Source organism: Pseudomonas sp. WS 5532, assembly GCF_012985445.1.
GTDB lineage: Bacteria > Pseudomonadota > Gammaproteobacteria > Pseudomonadales > Pseudomonadaceae > Aquipseudomonas > Aquipseudomonas edaphica.
In genome coordinates, this window is record NZ_JAAQWK010000011.1 from 1 (window position 1) to 17,610 (window position 17,610).

A 17,610-nucleotide genomic window follows, 5' to 3' on the forward strand; every position below is an offset into this window, starting at 1 on the left:
GAGTGGGGTCCGGGTGGCGAAAACGTAAGAAATACTCGTCGAATTGATTGTTTTTTGATCATTTGGCGAGTTTAAAAGTTGCGCTAGGTGGTATGCCGGGGAAATACATGGCTACTTCAGACCATCCTTAGAGAAGTTCCTGACATATCGGGCACGGACGATCGAGTGACTATAATACCGGCCTTTATCGCCCAGCCTCGAGATTCATGATGCGCCGCCTGTTGTCCTGCCTGTTTCTGTGCCTGCTTCCCCTGATCGCCGATGCCGTCGAAAGCCCACGCCCCAAAATCGGCCTGGTGCTGTCCGGCGGTGCCGCCCGTGGCCTTGCGCATATTGGCGTGCTCAAGGCCCTGGAGGAGCAAGGTATCCATATCGATGCTATCGCCGGCACCAGCATGGGCGCGGTGATTGGCGGCCTGTACGCCTCGGGCTACAAGATCGATGAACTGGAAAAGCTCGCGCTCAATATCGACTGGCAGCAGGCATTGTCCGACGCCCCGCCGCGCGAAGATGTGCCGTTTCGGCGCAAACAGGATGACCGCGATTTCCTCGTCAAACAAAAACTCAGCTTTCGCGATGACGGCAGCCTTGGCCTGCCGCTCGGCGTGATCCAGGGCCAGAACCTGGCGCTGCTGCTGGAAAGCATGTTCGCCCACTCCAGCAATACGCGTAACTTCGACAAGCTGCCAATCCCGTTCCGCGCTGTGGCCACCGACATCACCACCGGCGAAAAAGTGGTGTTCAGCAAGGGTCACTTGCCCCAGGTGATCCGTGCGAGCATGTCGATCCCGGCAGTGTTCGCTCCGGTGGAACTGGACGGACGGCTGTTGGTGGACGGCGGCATGACCGACAACATCCCACTGGATGTGGCGCGCGAAATGGGCGTCGACATCGCTATCGTCGTGGACATCGGCACGCCGCTGCGCTCACGCAAGCAACTGGCGACGGTCGTGGACGTGCTCAACCAGTCCATCACCCTGATGACCCGGCGCAACTCAGAAGAACAACTCAAGGCCCTGCATCCCAAGGATGTGCTGATCCAGCCACCGCTGGCCGCCTACGGCGTGACGGACTTCGGCCGCGCCAAGGACATGATCGACGCCGGCTACCGCGCCACCCGCGCCCTCGACGTGCGCCTGGCGCATTTGCGCCCCGCCGAACCGATCGACCCGCAATTGGTTGAGGCCCGCACCCCGGGCGAACGCACGCCGGTGATCACCGCCATCAAGGTGGAGAACGACTCGAAAGTCAGTGACGACGTAATTCGCTACTACATCCGCCAAACCCTGGGCGAGCCGCTGAACCTGGGCCGCCTGCAAACCGACATGGGCACGTTGTACGGCCTGGATTACTTCGAGCAGGTGCAATACCGCGTGGTGAAAAAGGGCCAGGACAATACCCTGGTCATCAGCGCGCGCGGCAAACGCAGCGGCACCGACTATTTGCGCCTGGGCCTGAACCTGTCGGATGACATGCGCGGCGCCAGCGCTTACAACCTCGGCGCCAGTTACCGCATGAACGGCATCAACCGCCTTGGCGCCGAATGGCTGACGCGCGTGCAGATTGGTGATCGCCAAGAGCTGTACAGCGAGTTCTACCAGCCACTGGATGTGGGCTCGCGCTATTTCGTCGCGCCTTATATCAGTGCCCAGGCGCAGAACGTCGACCTGGTGCTGGACAGCGACCCTATCGCCGAATATCGCCTGGAGCGCTACGGTTTTGGTTTGAACGTGGGGCGCCAGATTGGCAATAGCGGCGAGATCCGCTTCGGCGTCGGTGAAGCCTGGGGCAAGGCAGATGTGCGTGTTGGCGAGCGCGACTTGCCGAGTGTGAGCTTCAATGAGGGTTTCTATGAGCTCAAGTACTCGTTCGATTCGCTGGATAACGTGTACTTCCCCCATACCGGCGAAGACATCGGCCTGGCCTTCCGAGAGTTCGAGCCCGGCCTGGGTTCGGACCAGCGCTACCGACAGTGGGAGTTCAAGCTGGACAAGGCCATGAGCCACGGCCCGGACACCTTGATACTCGGCGGTCGTTATGGGCGCACGCTGGATAAATCCGACGTGGTGGTTTCCAGCTTTCTGCTCGGCGGTGCGCGGCAATTATCAGGCTTTCGCGAAGACTCAATCTCGGGGCAGAACATCGCCCTGATGCGTGCTGTGTACTACCGCCGCCTGACGCCGCGCTCATACCTGCCGCTGGATTTCCCGCTGTACCTCGGCGCATCGGTGGAACGCGGCCGGGCGTGGAACAACGATAACCAGTTTGACAGCGGGTACATCAATGCCGCGAGTATTTTCCTCGGTTTTGATACGCCGTTAGGGCCGCTGAATTTCAGCTATGGGTTCAATGATGACAAGCAGCAGGCGGTGTACCTGAACCTGGGGCAGACGTTCTAGCTGGATGCCAGGCTACTGTGGCGAGGGAGCTTGCTCCCGCTGGGGTGCGAAGCGCCCCCAATGCGGTGAATGCGATCATTCAGGTGCAACGAGGTTGATGGCTTTGGGGCTGCTACGCAGCCCAGCGGGAGCAAGCTCCCTCGCCACACCTCAGGACTTTTCCAGGTTCGCCAGAATGTGCCCATGCACGCGCATGCACACGCGCAAATCTTCTTCATCCACGCCCACGAACAACTCATGGCGCAAGGCCGTGGCGATGGTTTCGATCTGATCAATCAACGGACGGGCGGTGTCGCACAACAGAATGCGTTTGGCGCGACGATCCTCCAGCACCGCCTGGCGCTGCACCAGGCCCTGGCCTTCAAGGCTGTCGAGCAGGCGCGCCAGGGTCGGACCTTCTACGCCGACGCTTTGCGCCAGTTCACGCTGGGTGGGCGCATCTACAAAACGGGCCAGGTGCAACAGCACCAGCCAACGCGCCTGGGACAAGCCCAGCCCCGCCAAACGGCGGTCGAGTTCGGCGCGCCAGCCTCGGGACATTTGCGCCAACTGCATGCCAAAGCGGTGTTGTTCGGTTAACGGCATAAAAAACTCATGATTTAGACTGAAAATAGAATGTGGCTAATTATTAGTCAGCTAAGCATGAGCCATGCCAGGAGGCAAGTGGTGCTATGTACTGATTCGTTACATTGTCGTAATTGGCACATTAAATTTCGAATTCAGACTGCAAAGCGGCACGTACGCAATACAAAACCCCCTCAGGAACACGCCCGGTAAACAGCGGTGCGATCTCCGTGACAGGTGGCAATTCGCCTTCTCCGTCGAGGAAGGCATCCTGGATTTCACCGAGCAAATCTTCCGGTAAATCAAGGGCCTGCTCCAACGACAACTGTTGCTTGCCGATGGATTCAGCCAGCAAGGTGTAGACGTTTTTTTCCGAGCATTGCAGCTGGCCGGCGATCTGGATCGGGGTCATGCCGGCACGTGCCAGGCTGATCAGTTCATGGCGGATGTCGGCGACTTCCTTGGGCGCCTCGGCCTGGCCGCCGAGCACCTCGAGGAAGGCCTGGCCGTAGCGTTCCAGCTTGCGCGCACCCACGCCGCTGACCTTGGCCATCTCGGCCATGCTGGTCGGTTGCTCGCGCAACATCTCCAGCAACGTGGAGTCGGGAAAGATGACGTAAGGCGGCACGCTGTGTTCCTGCGCCAGTTTGCGCCGCAGGGTGCGCAAGGCTTCCCACTGTTCGCGTTCTTCGCCACGCACCAATTGGCTGGCCGGGCTGGTGCTGCTGCTTTTTGCGGTGGTTTGCGGCTTAAGGTCGCGGCGCAGCTCCAGGCTCACCTCGCCCTTGAGCAATGGCCGGCAACTGTCGTTCAGGCGCAAGCCGCCGTAGCCTTCGATGTCGATGTCCACCAGGTTGCGCGCGACCATCTGCCGGAACAACGAACGCCATTCGCCTTCGGCGCGCGCCTTGCCGACGCCGTACACCGAGAGTTTTTCGTGGCCGAAGCTGCGCACTTTCTCGTTGTCCTTGCCCAGCAATACGTCCACCAGATGCCCCACGCCGTAGCGCTGGCCGGTACGGTAGATGGCCGACAACGCCTGGCGCGCCGGCTCGGTAGCGTCCCAGGTCTGTACGCCATCGGTGCAATTGTCACAGTGCCCGCATGGCTCGGGCATGTCCTCGTCGAAATACGCCAGCAGCGTCTGTCGGCGGCAGCGGGTCTCTTCGCACAGCGAGAGCATGGCATCGAGCTTGTGTTGTTCCAGGCGTTTGTGGCGCTCGTCGCCTTCGGAGTTCTGCAACATCTGCTTGAGCATCACCACGTCTTGCAGGCCGTAGACCATCCAGGCATCCGCCGGCAGGCCATCACGGCCGGCGCGACCGGTTTCCTGGTAGTAGGCCTCAAGGGACTTTGGCAGGTCCATGTGTGCAACAAAACGCACGTTGGATTTGTCGATGCCCATGCCGAACGCGATGGTGGCCACCATGATCAGGCCTTCCTCGTTGAGGAAGCGCTTCTGATGGGCAGAGCGCGTGTCATTGGGCAGCCCCGCGTGATACGGCAGCGCCGGGTAGCCTTGCTCGCAGAGAAACGCGGCCACTTCATCGACCTTCTTGCGCGACAGGCAATACACGATGCCTGCGTCGCTGCGCCGCTCGGACAGGAACGCCAGCAACTGCTTGCGCGGTTGTTCCTTGGGCACGATGCGGTAAAAAATATTCGGCCGGTCGAAGCTCGACAGAAAGCGCTCGGCGTTCTGCAGATGCAGGCGCTCGACGATTTCTTCGCGGGTGCGTTTGTCGGCGGTGGCGGTCAGGGCGATGCGCGGCACGTCGGGGAACAATTCCGCCAGTTGGCCCAGTTGCAGGTATTCGCGACGGAAATCGTGGCCCCATTGCGACACGCAGTGGGCTTCGTCGATGGCGAACAGCGCAATTTCCAGACTTTGCAGGAAGGCCAGCATGCGTGGCTGCACCAGCCGTTCTGGCGCCAGGTAGAGCATCTTCACTTCACCGCGCTTGATGCGCGCAGCCAGCTCGCGCTGCTGTTCGGCACTCAAGGTGGAGTTCAAGGCGGCGGCGGCGACACCGAGTTCTTCTAGGGTGGCGACCTGATCGTCCATCAACGCGATCAGCGGCGACACCACCACGGCCAAGCCATTGCGCAACAGCGCCGGCACCTGAAAGCACAGCGACTTGCCGCCGCCGGTAGGCATCAGGACCAGGGCATCACCGCCACTGGCCACGCGCTCAATGATCGCACCCTGGCGGCCACGAAAACTGTCGTAGCCGAAGATGTCCTTGAGGACGCGTTGAGCCTGTTCGAGCATGTAAAACTCCAAAATGGTGCCGAAATCCCTCTGTACAGGCTGGCCGAAAAAACACCGCTTCACGGGAAATAATCCGTAAGCGAAGTTTTCGCGGATTGGCGCTTGGCCTGCAGGGGCATCACAAAACGCGGCAGTATACCCGAGCGTTACCTGGCAAAGGGCGCCACTGACGAATAGTCACCCCGCTCCAGTACCCGGCAAATATGCCTTGCAGCTGGCCTGGACGCTCAAGAAAGCCTAGAATTGCGCATCGTTTATTCCCAAGGTAGCCCTTCAATGTCCTTCGCTGAGCAACTAACCCGCCTGCAAGCCTTCCTCGACGCCGATGAGCTGCATGACGAGGCGCTGGACTACGTGGCCGCTCACGGCTACCTGACCGCCCTGTCGATCTGCGCCGACGTCGTGCCCGACCGTGAATGGATCGACGCGCTGTTCGCCGAAGAACCGCACTACGCCGACGCCGCCCAACGCGAAGAAATCGAATCCACCCTGCTGGCCCTCAAGGCCCACATTGGTCGCCAACTGGCTTCCGATGAGGAATTCGAGCTGCCGTGCGAGCTGGACCTGGGCGAGGAGCCGGATGACTCCGACCTGCGCGGCTGGTGCATCGGCTTCATGGAAGGTGTGTTCCTGCGCGAAGCCGCCTGGTTCGAAACTGCCGAGGAAGAAGTCAGCGAAATGCTGCTGCCGATCATGGTCGGTTCGGGCCTGTTCGACGACCAGCCGGAATTCTCCGACATCGCCGCCGATGCCAACCTGATGGACGACATGATCGTACAGATCCCGGAAGCCCTCACCGCCTTGTACCTGCTGTGCAATGCGCCTGACGAAAAACCGGCGATCCTCAAGCCACGTCACCACTGAGTCGGTTGCCCATGACGCCCATGGGCAAGCGCTCACTGCTCCTGCGCTACGTGCTGCTGGCCATCGGCTGGCTGAGCGTAGCGCTGGGAGTGATCGGTATCTTCCTGCCGGTATTGCCGACCACGCCCTTCCTGCTACTCGCAGCCGCCTGCTTCGCCCGAAGCTCCCCGCGCTTCTACCAATGGCTGGTGGAACACCCGCGCCTGGGGCCGTGGATCAAAGACTATCTGGACGGCAATGGCATTCCGCTCAAGGGCAAGGTCTACGCCATCGGCCTGATGTGGCTGAGCATTGGTTTTTCCTGCTACCTGGTGCCGCTGCCTTGGGCACGTGGGTTTATGCTGACCAGTGCAGTGCTGGTGAGCATTTACATCTTGCGTCAGAAAACCCTGCCACCGCGTTGAACACGCGCTGCGACATTCGATCCCACACGACCTTGGTCGACACTGACTAACCCCCAGCATCATGCGAGACTGTCCCACCGGGCTCGGAATGCCCGGGTGTTCTTATGCTCGGAGTTACCATGACGCTGTCCAGCGGGCTGATCGCCGCCGTTGCCCTGGCCTATATGGCCATTATGTTTGCCATCGCCTTTTACGGTGATCGCCGCCACGCGCCGCTACCGCCACGAATACGTGCCTGGGTATACAGCCTGTCGCTGGCCGTTTACTGCACCAGTTGGACCTTCTTCGGCGCCGTAGGCCAGGCCGCCGAACAACTGTGGGCGTTTTTACCAATCTACCTGGGACCTGTCCTGCTGCTGGTGCTGGCACCTTGGGTGTTGCAGAAGATGATTCTGATCAGCAAACAGGAAAACATCACCTCCATTGCCGACTTTATCGCCGCACGCTACGGCAAATCCCAATCGTTGGCGGTGGTGGTGGCGCTGATCTGCCTGGTCGGCGTGCTGCCCTATATCGCTCTGCAACTCAAAGGCATCGTGCTGGGCGTGAACCTGTTGATCGGTTCCGGCCCCGACACCACCGGCACCCGCGCCCAGGACACCGCGTTGATCGTGTCGCTGGTATTGGCGCTGTTCACCATTGTGTTCGGTACCCGCAACCTCGATGCCACCGAACACCACCGTGGCATGGTGCTGGCGATCGCGTTTGAATCCCTGGTCAAGCTGTTCGCCTTTCTGGCGGTAGGCGCATTCGTGACCTTCGGCCTATACGATGGTTTTGGCGATCTGTTCAGCCAGGCCATGCTCGCCCCGCGCCTTGAAGAATACTGGACAGAAACCATTAACTGGCCATCGATGGTGGTGCAGACTGGCGTAGCGATGATGGCGATTATCTGCCTGCCCCGGCAGTTTCACGTCACCGTGGTAGAGAACATCGACCCGCAGGATTTACGCCTGGCCAAGTGGGTGTTCCCGGCGTACCTGATCCTCGCCGCGCTGTTCGTCATCCCTATCGCCCTCGGCGGCAAAATGCTCTTGCCCGCCTCGGTATTGCCGGACTCCTACGTGATCAGCCTGCCCATGGCCGAAGCGCACCCGGCCCTTGCAGTGCTGGCGTTTATCGGCGGCGCCTCGGCGGCCACCGGCATGGTGATTGTGGCGAGCATTGCCTTGTCGACCATGGTCTCCAACGACATGTTGCTGCCGTGGCTGTTGCGCCGCTCCAGCGCAGAGCGGCCGTTCGAAGTGTTCCGCCACTGGATGCTGTCGGTGCGCCGCGTCAGCATTGTGATCATCCTGTTGCTGGCCTACGTGAGTTACCGCCTGCTCGGCTCCAGCGCGAGCCTGGCAACCATCGGCCAGATCGCGTTCGCCGCCGTTACCCAACTGGCGCCAGCGATGCTTGGCGCGTTGTATTGGAAGCAGGCCAACCGACGAGGCGTATTTGCCGGCTTGGCGGCTGGCACTTTCTTGTGGTTCTACACCTTGGTCCTGCCGGTGACGGCGAAAAGCCTGGGGTGGTCGTTGAGCCTTTTCCCCGGCCTGACGTGGATGCATTCGCACCCCTTTGGTTTCACCGTCACCTCGTTAACCCTGGGTACTGTGTTTTCTCTTGCGGGCAATTTCACGCTGTTTGTGTGGGTCTCGATGCTGTCGCGCACACGGGTATCCGAGCATTGGCAGGCCGGGCGCTTTATCGGCCAGGAAATCAGCCAGCGCGCCAATGCGCGCTCGATGCTGTCGGTGCAAATCAGCGACCTGCTCAGCCTCGCGGCACGTTTTGTCGGCAAGGAACGCGCCGAGCAGAGCTTTATCCGATTTGCCTATCGCCAAGGCAAAGGTTTCAACCCCAACCAGAATGCCGATAACGACTGGATCGCCCACACCGAACGCCTGCTGGCCGGCGTGCTCGGCGCCTCTTCGACACGCGCAGTGGTAAAAGCCGCGATTGAAGGCCGGGAGATGCAGCTGGAGGACGTAGTACGCATCGCCGACGAAGCCTCCGAGGTGTTGCAATTCAACCGCGCATTACTGCAAGGCGCGATCGAAAACATCACCCAAGGCATCAGTGTGGTCGACCAGTCCCTCAAGCTGGTGGCCTGGAACCGCCGCTACCTGGAGCTGTTCAACTACCCTGAAGGCCTGATCAGCGTGGGCCGGCCGATTGCCGACATTATTCGCTACAACGCCGAGCGCGGCCTGTGTGGGCCGGGTGAGGCCCAGGTGCACGTAGCGCGCCGCCTGCATTGGATGCGCCAAGGCCGCGCGCACACCTCCGAACGTTTATTCCCGAATGGCCGCGTGATTGAGCTGATCGGCAACCCGATGCCCGGCGGTGGGTTTGTCATGAGTTTTACCGACATCACTGCGTTCCGGGAGGCCGAGCAGGCGCTGACCGAGGCCAACGAAGGCCTTGAGCAACGGGTGACCGAGCGTACCCATGAGCTTTCCCAGCTCAATGTCGCTTTGACCGACGCCAAGGGCGTGGCCGAATCCGCCAGCCAGTCGAAGACCCGCTTCCTTGCGGCTGTCAGCCACGACCTGATGCAACCCTTGAACGCTGCACGCCTGTTCTCCGCAGCCCTTTCCCACCAGCACGACGGCCTGTCTGCCGACGCGCGGCAATTGGTGCAACATTTGGACAGCTCGCTGCGCTCGGCCGAAGACTTGATCAGCGACTTGTTGGATATTTCACGCCTGGAAAACGGCAAGATCAACCCGCAGCGGCAGCCCTTTGTGCTCAACGAGCTGTTCGACACCCTCGGCGCCGAATTCAAGGCGCTGGCTCAGGAGCAGAACCTGCGCTTCCGCCTGCGCGGCAGCCGGTTGCGGATAGACAGTGACATCAAGTTGCTCAGGCGGATTCTGCAGAATTTTCTCACCAACGCGTTCCGCTATGCCGACGGCCCCGTGCTTTTGGGCGTGCGCAGGCGCAAGGACGAATTGTGCCTGGAAGTGTGGGACCGTGGCCCTGGCATCCCGCTGGATAAACAGAAGGTCATCTTTGAAGAGTTCAAGCGCCTGGACAGCCACCAGACCCGCGCCGAGAAGGGTCTGGGCCTGGGTTTGGCAATCGCTGACGGCCTGTGCCGCGTGCTCGGGCATACGTTGAGCGTGCGCTCGTGGCCGGGCAAAGGCAGCGTGTTCAGCGTGCGCGTGCCGCTGGCGCGTAACCAGGCCAGCCCGCAGGCCAAGATCGCGCCAGACAATGGGCTGCCATTAAGCGGCGCGCAGGTGCTGTGTGTGGATAACGAGGAAAGCATCCTGATCGGCATGCGCAGCCTGCTGACGCGCTGGGGCTGCGAAGTGTGGACGGCCACCGACCAGGCGCAGTGCGCGGCACTGCTGGCCGAGGGCGTGCGCCCGCAACTGGCGTTGGTGGATTACCACCTGGACCACGGCGAGACGGGCACGGAGCTGATGGGCTGGCTGCGGGCGCAGTTGGCAGAACCGATTCCCGGGGTGGTGATCAGTGCCGATGGGCGACCGGAGATGGTGGCCGAGGTGCATGCGGCAGGGTTGGATTACTTGGCCAAGCCGGTGAAGCCGGCGGCGTTGCGGGCGCTGTTGAGTCGGCATTTGCCGCTTTAAACAGAGTTTACTCGGCCCCACATTTTGGATTGCATTTACTCAGGCAGATGCGCCACACCGTCTGAATCGGTCATCGCCCGTTCAAGCAAATCCGCTGGCAGACTTTTACTCGCACGCGCACCCAGCAACCGCAATTGCTCGGTACGGCTGACCAGATTCCCACGCCCATCTGTCAGCTTGTTACGCGCCGCGCTGTAAGCCTTATCCAACTGTTGTAGGCGGTTGCCCACTTCATCCAGGTCCTGGATGAACAGCACGAATTTGTCGTACAGCCAGCCGGCCCGTTCGGCAATTTCCCGCGCATTCTGGCTTTGGCGCTCCTGCTTCCACAGGCTGTCGATCACTCGCAGGGTAGCCAGCAAGGTCGTGGGGCTGACAATCACGATATGGCGGTCAAACGCCTCCTGAAACAGGTTCGGCTCGGCCTGCAGGGCGGCGGAAAATGCGGCCTCGATGGGCACGAACAGCAACACGAAATCCAGGCTGTGCAGCCCTTCCAGACGCTTGTAATCCTTGCCGGCCAAGCCTTTGACGTGGTTACGCAGGGACAGCACATGCTGCTTGAGGGCCGCCTGGCCAATCACCTCATCATCTGCCGCGACGTATTGCTGATAGGCCGTGAGGCTGACCTTGGAGTCGACCACCACCTGCTTGTCGCCCGGCAACATGATCAGCACGTCCGGCTGGAAGCGCTCGCCGTCCGGCCCTTTGAGGCTCACCTGGGTCTGGTACTCGCGGCCCTTCTCCAGCCCGGCATGTTCCAGTACCCGCTCAAGAATCAGCTCGCCCCAGTTGCCCTGGGTCTTCTGGCCCTTGAGGGCACGGGTCAGGTTGGTGGCTTCGTCTGACAGGCGCAGGTTCAATTGCTGCAGACGCTCAAGCTCTTTAGCCAGGGAAAAACGCTCGCGGGCTTCGTTCTGATAGCTTTCTTCCACACGCTTTTCGAAGGACTGGATGCGTTCCTTCAGTGGGTCAAGCAACTGGCCCAGGCGTTCCTGGCTGGTTTCGGCGAAACGCTGCTCACGCTCATCGAAGATCTTCCCGGCCAGCTCGGCAAACTGCGCGCGCAACTCATCGCGCGAGCCTTGCAGGTCGGCGAGGCGTTGTTGATGACTGTCCTGTTGTTCACGCAATTCGGCGCGCAAGGCAGCTGACAGCGCATCGAGGCGGCGCAGCTCGGTTTCCTTGGCGCTGCGGTCGAGGTTCCAGGCATGGGCGGCATCGCGGGCGTTATCGCGGTCGATTTGCAGCAGTTCGACTTCGCGGCGCATGGCGGCCAGGTCGGCCTGTTTCGCGGCATTGGCCTGGCTGAGGTCGCTGATTTCATCGCGGCTGGCGTCCAGTTGCGCGGCTAGCCCTTCCTGGGCCAGTTGCGCGGTTGCCAGGCGCTCTTCGAGCAGCTCCCAACCGGTCATGCGCGCGGTCAGTCGACGTTGAATCTGCCAGCACAGGGCCAATAAAGGCACTGCTGCACCCGCCAGACCCAAGGCAATACTGGTCCAGTCAAAAACCATAGCCATTTCTGCCATCACCGAAAAGGAGCAAGGTTAACCAAGCATGGGGCTCGAGGACAGCTCAGTCTTCGACCTGCCCCAACTCGCGCAGGGCGCGGCGGTCGCCAGCGCGAGCCGCCAGGCGCAGCAGGTCGTGGCCAATGCGGCGGTCGCGGGCGTTGCCGCACTCGCGGCACATCAACTGGCCCAGCCGACTTTGAGCGGCGACCACGCCATCGCGGGCCGGCTGCTTGAGCAAGCGCCCGGCGAAGTGCTTGATGTTGGCGTTATGCCCCAGCCGCGGGCTGTCGAGCAGCCACAAGGCAACCTTCAACGAAAATCGCTTGGGTGTGGTAACAGTTTGAGGGGTATCGGTAACAGAGGGTGATACTGAGCGAAACTTCATAAAGCACTGTGGGACAGATTGGAAGGCGCGCCACTCTACTCTTTTTTTCGCGCAGGTAAAGCTGGATAAATCCTACACGCCCGTTCTAGAGCAAGCGCTCGGGACAATCCACAGAAGCTGTGGATAACTCAGTGGACAACCCACCTTGAACCCGCTCAAAGCCCCATGAAACGGGGGCCGCAGTCAAACTGACGATTTTTTCACCAATAAAAAAAAGCGATGTTTTTCATTGACTTAAATTTTCGTTGCAGGCAAACGACGGCACTTGCGGGCAGTTGACAGAGTGGTTACACACCGCGCAACGAATGTGCACAAGTACCCATCCACTGGTTATATCGCCGACACTTTTTGCTTCAATCTGTCCGAAAATGTTACCGCCACAGAGCAACCAGCCTGCAAAACAGAGCACTTTTCAAAACCGCCCGCGCTCGCCACACTGCTGCACCAACGATGTCACTCTCCTGTAGGCGCAGATGAAAGGAATCCTGTTGTTCGCCGTGTTGCTGCTCGCCATCTGCGCGACATCATTGGGAATCAATGCAGCTTTGCCCTCGCCTGACGGGGCGTTGTTTGCCATCGCCATCCTGTTATCAGCGGCCTTTACTGCGGTAAGCCTGTGCATCGAGCTGGGTGAAGGCCGGATCAATGACATGCGCGACGTGATGACGGTGATCGAAACCGGCCGCTCCTGGCGCCTGACCCTCGCGGCCTACGTGCTGGGCTGCTCGCTGGCGGCCGCCGTAACAGTGCTGGTCTATAGTGGCTTTCTAGGCAGCTGATAAAAGTTTTTTGCTCAGCCGCTTCCCTTCCCGGTTTCGATCCGTTACTATCCGCGGCGTTAGTACCAAGCTGAAAGTCAATTCTGGTCGAACAACTCCCCTGAACAACACGGGACCGACCACCTCGATGGTTTCCAGGTATCACTTGCGACGACACTGCCTTTGAACATGCAAAGGGTGCCGCGAAGTCTCAATACTCTGACCGAACCAACCTGCAAATTGATCAGGATCTTCACCCCGGGCCCAGAACCTTTGCCCCTGTTGTGCTGCCTGCCCTCCTAAGTACCTACCTGCCAGCCCAAGCGCGCCAACTTAATAGCGCTTCAAACTGGCTGCTTTGTTCCAGTCGGTTCTTCGTTTGATCAATGGTGATCAACGTTACTGGAACGTTTTAACGCTGCACGGTTCTTATCCGTGTCATTTGTAGGAACACCAATAATATGAACGCTCAAATCCACACTCAGGATGCCATTCGCACCCTCACCAACGCTTTTGCACCAATGAACTGCCTGATCATGGCCGCTCGCAAAGGCTGCTTCAGCTTCACCCTGGTCAACGAACACGGCATCGCTCGTCACAGCGAACGCCTGTACCCCGATCAATACTCCAGCGCAGAGCCGCTGCAGGCCGTGATCGAGCGTACCCGTCAGGCACTGACTGCCTGATCGACCCGAGTCGCTGAAACACAAAAACCCTGTTTAAAAAGCAGGGTTTTTTATTGCCTGAAATTCGGCATTGAAACATTTTCGCTAAGTTCAAATAGATATAAACGTTATAACTAAATGAAGAAGATGTTTTAAAAACAGTCCTTTACATCGTAAATATGACACTACACTTCAACTCAAGCGGCTTGATCCGCTTGCGACGGGCCTGAGATCCGATTCACAGCTGCCAAGCCCCCTCTCAGGCACCGTCGACCACTTTCATGGACCGAGGCTTGTATGGGTATCGCCGCCAGCGAATTGTGTCGTTATGTGATCCGGCCGACGTTGATTTACCTCGGCCGCCATAATGCGACAGCCGAAGCCCTGCTGCTGGGCATTGCTGCCAGCCAGTCGGAACTCGGCTCGGCCCTGCACGACCGTCGTGGCCACGGCCTGTACAGCATCACCGAACCGCGCCACCGCGCCCTTTGGGACCATTACCTGGCGCGCGACCCCGAGCGCGCCAGCCTGGTACGCGGCCTGGCCAGTCAGCACGCATTCCTCAGTGCGCCCCAGCTTGAGTTAACCGTCAATCTGCGTTACGCCACCGCCATCGCATGGCTGCTGGTGGAGCAGCACAGCCCTGCCCTGCCGCAGCCGGGCGATGTACTGGCAATGGCACGTATCTGGAAAGAAATTTTTCACCCACAAGGTCGGCTGCGGGACTTCACCCAAGCCTGGCAGACCTGTGTTTCACCCATGAATCAGGTCACTTGTTGACCAGGCGTTTTGCAAGATTCGGCTAAAAACCCCGATTTTGGTCGGATTGTCCTACAAAACCGCTCTATCTCCTGCATTACAGCCTATAGCGCTAACCTAAATTTATTGTTACTTTCCGCAGCGGTGATCACCACGGAGTTCTAATAATGAAAAAAGTAATGCTCAAGACCACACTTAGCCTCGCCGTTGCCATGGCCTCCACCCAACTGTTCGCGAGCGGCTTTGCCCTCAACGAGCAAAGCATCAGTGGGATGGGTACAGGTTTCGCCGGGCGCTCTTCATCTGCCGATGATGCAAGCACTGTCGCTGGCAACCCTGCCGGCATGTCACGCCTCAAGCGCGATCAAATCACTGCCGGTGTCGCAGCTATCGACGCCAAGACCGATATCAAAAACACCAGCGGTGGCCCACCCGGCAGCAGCAACGACGGTGACATGGTTCCTTTTACCAAAGTCCCGATGTTGTTTGCCGTGAAAAAAGCGACCGATGACCTGGCGTTCGGCCTGGGCGTGTATGCGCCGTTCGGCCTGATCACCAACTACGAAGACAGCTTCGGCGGCCGTTACTACGGCAAGAAGAGTGACGTTAAAGTCGTCACCCTCCAGCCGACTGTCAGCTACGCCTTCAACGAATACGTGTCCGTGGGTATCGGCCCGACGTTCAACAAGATCAGCGGTAACCTGACCTCGTCGACGCCGCTGGCGCAAACCTTCGGCCGCAATGATGGCCTGGTGGACATCAAGGGCGATGACACCGCATGGGGCTACAAAGTCGGTATCCTGGTGACGCCATGGGCTAGCACCAACATCGGCCTGACGTACACCTCCAAGGTTTCCTACAACCTGTCGGGTCACACCGATATTTCCGGCCGTGGTTTTGGTCCGTTCAACGGCGGGCGTTTTGACGCCAAGTTGAACATCACCACTCCAGAATCCTACGACATGTCCATCACCCACAAGCTGGATGACCAATGGACGTTGTATGCGGGTACCACATGGACCCGTTGGAGCCGCCTGAAAGAAATCACCGTCAACAACTCGGGCGTTTCGCCTGCACTGGGTGGCGCGGCTGGCCCGATCGGTCGCATCAACGAGCCACAGAACTGGCATGACACCTGGGCCTCGGCCATCGGTGCTTCGTTCCAGGTCAACAAACAGTGGGTACTGCGCACCGGTTTCTCTGTTGACCAATCGCCTACCAACAACACCGACCGTTCGGTGCGTATCCCGACTGGCGACCGTAAGGCTGTCAGCTTTGGTGCCGGCTTCAGCCCTACTGAAGACTGGACGATCGACGCTGCCGTCTCCTACCTGTGGGAAGAAGAAGTCAACGTCAACCGTACCGGCAAGGGCAACGCCTACAACGCCGAGTACAAAAACAGCGCTTGGGGTTACGGCCTGGGTGCGACTTACAAGTTCTGATTCACTGCGAGCCTGACCGGCTCGCCAGCTGAATCTAAAAAAGCCCCGCTCTCCTGCACAGGAGGCGGGGCTTTTTAATCGCCGACGATCAGGGTTTGGAAGCCAAGGCTTCTTCCACTGCCTTGATCAAGTCCGGGCTGTCCGGCTTGGTCAAACTGGAGAAGTTGGCAATTACCTTGCCTTGGCGGTCGACCACGTACTTGTAGAAATTCCATTTCGGCGCGCTGGTCTGCTGCGCCAGCACCTTGAACAGGTGTACCGCATCCGGTCCTTTGACTTTTTGCGGTTCGGTCATGGTGAAGGTCACGCCGTAATTCACGTAACAGACCTTGGCGGTCTCTTCACCGGTCTTGGCTTCCTGCTTGAAGTCATCGGACGGCACGCCAATCACTTCCAGCCCCTGGCCCTTGTAGCGCTGGTACAAGGCTTCGAGGCCTTTGAACTGTGGTGCGAACCCGCAGAAGCTGGCGGTGTTGACGATAACCAGGGGTTTGCCGGCAAAGCGATGGCACAAATCGATGGATTCCTTGGCGCGCAGCTTGGGCAATTGGCCCTCAAGCAACGGTGGGCAATCAGCGGCCATGGCAACACTGCCAATGGCCATCAGGACGGGTACTGCAAGCCAGTGCATCTGCATGTCGTGAGTCCTTAACATTTCCAGACCACGAACTTAACAGATCGACATACCCAGTTGCATCAACGCCAGCCCACCACGCTGCCAGCCCCACCAGGCCAGCAGCATCAGCACGACCAGCGCCGCTACCGTCAAACACCGTGCCGTCACACTCATGCCGCCTCCATCTGCGCCTGCAAGCGCGCCACCGGCCGCTCGCGCACCGGCCAGTTCAGCGCGGCGGCGAGCACGCTCAGCAGAATCGCCACCTGCCAGATCAAATCGTAGTTGCCGGTTCGATCATAGACCACCCCGCCCAACCAGCCGCCGAGGAACGACCCGATTTGGTGGAACAGGAACACGATCCCACCGAGCATCGAGAGGTTTCGCACACCAAACAAGGTTGCGACGGTGCCATTAGTCAGCGGCACCGTAGACAGCCACAAAAAGCCCATGGCCATGCCAAACAGGTAGGCCGTGATTTCGGTAACCGGCGCCCACAGGAACAACACAATGACGACCGCACGCAGCAGGTACAGGCCGGTAAGCAAGCGTGGCTTGGACATGCGCCCGCCGAGCCAGCCGGCGGTGTAGGTGCCGAATACATTAAACAGACCGATTAAGGCCAGCACCGTGGTGCCCACCGTGGCCGGCAAATGCTGATCGACCAAGTAGGCCGGCAGGTGCACGCCGATAAACACCACCTGGAAACCGCACACAAAAAAGCCGAATGCCAGCAACCAGAAGCCGGAATGGGAACAGGCTTCCTTCAAGGCTTCACGCAAGGTTTGCTGGCCAGTCACCACCGGCAGCGGCTTGTCCTTGAGCATCGCCACCAGCGGCAGAATCAGCGCCACCATCAGCCCCAGCGCCAACAAGGCGGCCGACCAGCCCAGCCAGCCGATCAAGCCCAATGTGCCGGGCACCATGGCGAACTGACCAAAAGAGCCTGCGGCGCTGGCGATGCCCATGGCCATGCTGCGTTTTTCCGGCGGTACGGTGCGGCCCACCACGCCGAGAATCACCGAAAACGAGGTGCCCGACAGGCCGATACCAATCAGCAAGCCGGCACTTAGTGACAATGACCACGCCGAATCGGACATGCCCATCAACACCAGGCCCACGGCGTACAGTACGCCGCCGACGAACACCGTTTTGGTCGCGCCGAAACGGTCGGCCAGGGCGCCGGTGAACGGCTGCGCAAGGCCCCAAATCAGATTCTGCAGCGCGATGGCGAAGGCAAACGTCTCGCGCCCCCAGCCAAATTCGTTGCTCATCGGCGCCAGGAACAGGCCGAAACCGTGCCGCACGCCCAAGGACAACGCCAGGATCAGCGCACTCCCCACAAGGATCCAACCACTGGTGCGCCACATCGAGGTCA

The 17,610-nt window shown here is 59.8% G+C and carries 14 protein-coding genes; 8 read left to right on the forward strand and 6 right to left on the reverse strand.

Annotated features, from left to right (window positions below):
* The first annotated feature begins 209 nt into the window (after positions 1-209).
* Positions 210-2,399 (forward strand): patatin-like phospholipase family protein, encoded by a 2,190-nt coding sequence (locus HBO23_RS18990; RefSeq protein ID WP_099548865.1) that lies wholly within the window; start codon positions 210-212, stop codon positions 2,397-2,399.
* Between the two features lie 150 nt (positions 2,400-2,549).
* Here HBO23_RS18990 and HBO23_RS18995 read toward each other — a convergent pair whose 3' ends face one another.
* Positions 2,550-2,984, reverse strand: coding sequence for a MarR family transcriptional regulator (locus HBO23_RS18995; protein ID WP_017134911.1), 435 nt, complete (start codon positions 2,982-2,984; stop codon positions 2,550-2,552).
* 121 nt (positions 2,985-3,105) lie between these two features.
* A complete protein-coding gene (gene recQ, locus HBO23_RS19000) occupies positions 3,106-5,235 on the reverse strand; it encodes a DNA helicase RecQ (protein ID WP_017134910.1) in 2,130 nt (709 codons plus the stop codon).
* Between the two features lie 276 nt (positions 5,236-5,511).
* Here recQ and HBO23_RS19005 point away from each other — a divergent pair, with 276 nt between their 5' ends.
* From HBO23_RS19005 to HBO23_RS19015, 3 genes are all read left to right on the forward strand, one after another.
* Positions 5,512-6,099 (forward strand): YecA family protein, encoded by a 588-nt coding sequence (locus tag HBO23_RS19005; protein ID WP_017134909.1) that lies wholly within the window; start codon positions 5,512-5,514, stop codon positions 6,097-6,099.
* A gap of 11 nt (positions 6,100-6,110) precedes the next feature.
* A complete protein-coding gene (locus tag HBO23_RS19010) occupies positions 6,111-6,503 on the forward strand; it encodes a YbaN family protein (protein WP_169984834.1) in 393 nt (130 codons plus the stop codon).
* 119 nt (positions 6,504-6,622) lie between these two features.
* The gene (locus HBO23_RS19015) at positions 6,623-10,093 is read left to right on the forward strand and encodes a PAS domain-containing hybrid sensor histidine kinase/response regulator (RefSeq protein ID WP_017134907.1); all 3,471 of its coding nucleotides are present in this window, start codon (positions 6,623-6,625) and stop codon (positions 10,091-10,093) included.
* A gap of 35 nt (positions 10,094-10,128) precedes the next feature.
* Here HBO23_RS19015 and rmuC read toward each other — a convergent pair whose 3' ends face one another.
* A complete protein-coding gene (gene rmuC, locus HBO23_RS19020) occupies positions 10,129-11,493 on the reverse strand; it encodes a DNA recombination protein RmuC (RefSeq protein WP_163005473.1) in 1,365 nt (454 codons plus the stop codon).
* Positions 11,494-11,668: 175 nt separating this feature from the next.
* The gene (locus HBO23_RS19025) at positions 11,669-11,992 is read right to left on the reverse strand and encodes a hypothetical protein (protein WP_099548863.1); all 324 of its coding nucleotides are present in this window, start codon (positions 11,990-11,992) and stop codon (positions 11,669-11,671) included.
* Between the two features lie 473 nt (positions 11,993-12,465).
* Here HBO23_RS19025 and HBO23_RS19030 point away from each other — a divergent pair, with 473 nt between their 5' ends.
* The 4 genes from HBO23_RS19030 to HBO23_RS19045 all read left to right on the forward strand — a co-directional run bounded on the left by HBO23_RS19030 (position 12,466) and on the right by HBO23_RS19045 (position 15,616).
* A complete protein-coding gene (locus tag HBO23_RS19030) occupies positions 12,466-12,771 on the forward strand; it encodes a hypothetical protein (RefSeq protein WP_170039146.1) in 306 nt (101 codons plus the stop codon).
* A gap of 440 nt (positions 12,772-13,211) precedes the next feature.
* Positions 13,212-13,436 carry a hypothetical protein gene (locus HBO23_RS19035; RefSeq protein ID WP_005790139.1) on the forward strand — a complete coding sequence of 75 codons (225 nt, stop codon included), beginning with the start codon at positions 13,212-13,214 and terminating at the stop codon, positions 13,434-13,436.
* Positions 13,437-13,712: 276 nt separating this feature from the next.
* Entirely contained in the window at positions 13,713-14,195 is a 483-nt protein-coding gene (locus HBO23_RS19040; protein WP_017134903.1) for a hypothetical protein, read from the forward strand.
* Between the two features lie 146 nt (positions 14,196-14,341).
* Positions 14,342-15,616, forward strand: coding sequence for an outer membrane protein transport protein (locus HBO23_RS19045; RefSeq protein WP_017134902.1), 1,275 nt, complete (start codon positions 14,342-14,344; stop codon positions 15,614-15,616).
* A gap of 88 nt (positions 15,617-15,704) precedes the next feature.
* On the opposite strand, the gene HBO23_RS19050 is transcribed toward HBO23_RS19045, so the two are convergent.
* Both HBO23_RS19050 and HBO23_RS19055 read right to left on the reverse strand, forming a co-directional pair.
* Positions 15,705-16,253: a redoxin domain-containing protein gene (locus HBO23_RS19050; protein ID WP_170039148.1), complete on the reverse strand. Its 549-nt coding sequence runs from the start codon at positions 16,251-16,253 to the stop codon at positions 15,705-15,707.
* Between the two features lie 149 nt (positions 16,254-16,402).
* The gene (locus HBO23_RS19055) at positions 16,403-17,602 is read right to left on the reverse strand and encodes an MFS transporter (protein ID WP_169985254.1); all 1,200 of its coding nucleotides are present in this window, start codon (positions 17,600-17,602) and stop codon (positions 16,403-16,405) included.
* Positions 17,603-17,610: the final 8 nt, after the last annotated feature.